The following is a 1034-nucleotide window of genomic DNA, read 5'->3' as shown; positions in this document are numbered from 1 at the left end:
TCAACGGAGGCAGAAATGACCAAACCTCATTTCAAGAAACTGCTCGGCGTACTGGTCGCCGCATCTGTCCAGTTCGGCACGCTCGGTTTCGCGTTTGCCGACACCACCATTCTCAACGTGTCCTACGATCCGACGCGCGAGCTCTACAAGGCCTATGACGAGGCCTTCGTCGCGCACTGGAAGGCCGAGACCGGCGAGACGGTCACCATCCAGCAGTCGCATGGCGGATCGGGCGCCCAGGCGCGCGCCGTGATCGACGGCCTCGAGGCCGATGTGGTGACGCTGGCGCTCGAAGGCGACATCAACGCCATCGTCTCGAAGTCGAAGAAGATCAATCCCGACTGGCGCAAGAAATTCGAAAACAATTCGGCGCCCTACACCTCGACCATCATCTTCCTGGTCCGCAAGGGCAATCCCAAGGGCATCCATGACTGGAACGACCTCGTCAAGGACGGCACCCAGGTGATCACGCCCAACCCCAAGACCTCCGGCGGCGCCCGCTGGAACTATCTGGCGGCCTGGGCTTACGCCAACGCCAACGATGGCGGCGACGAAGCCAAGACCAAGGCATTCGTCGGCAAGCTCTATGCCAATGCCCCGGTGCTCGACACCGGCGCGCGCGGCTCGACCGTGACCTTCGCGCAAAAGGGCATCGGCGACGTGCTGATCGGCTGGGAAAACGACGCCTATCTGGCGCTCGATGAATTCGGCGCCGACAATTTCGAGATCGTCTATCCGCCGACATCGATCCTGGCCGAGCCGCCGGTGGCGATCGTCGACGCCAATGTCGATGCCAAGGGCACGCGCAAGGTCGCCGAAGCCTATCTGGGCTGGCTCTATTCCAAGGAAGGCCAGACCATCATCGCCAAGAACCACTATCGCCCGGCCAAGCCCGAACTGCTGGCGCCGGCGGATCTGCCCAAGACCCCCGATATCAAGCTGATCTCCATCGACGATCCGCTTTTCGGCGGCTGGAAGAAGGCACAGCCTTACCATTTCGGCGACGGTGGTATATTCGACCAGATCTACAAGCC

1 protein-coding gene is annotated in these 1034 nt (G+C 61.6%); it reads left to right on the top strand.

What is annotated here, in order from left to right; genetic code table 11:
- Window positions 1-15: 15 nt before the first annotated feature.
- The coding region (locus tag LB568_RS33415) for a sulfate ABC transporter substrate-binding protein (RefSeq protein ID WP_224732403.1) at window positions 16-1034 on the top strand (1019 nt) is incomplete at its 3' end.

It is taken from the genome of Mesorhizobium sp. B263B2A (assembly GCF_020165775.1).
Taxonomy (GTDB): Bacteria; Pseudomonadota; Alphaproteobacteria; order Rhizobiales; family Rhizobiaceae; genus Mesorhizobium; species Mesorhizobium opportunistum.
This window is presented reverse-complemented; position numbering and strand designations above follow the sequence as displayed.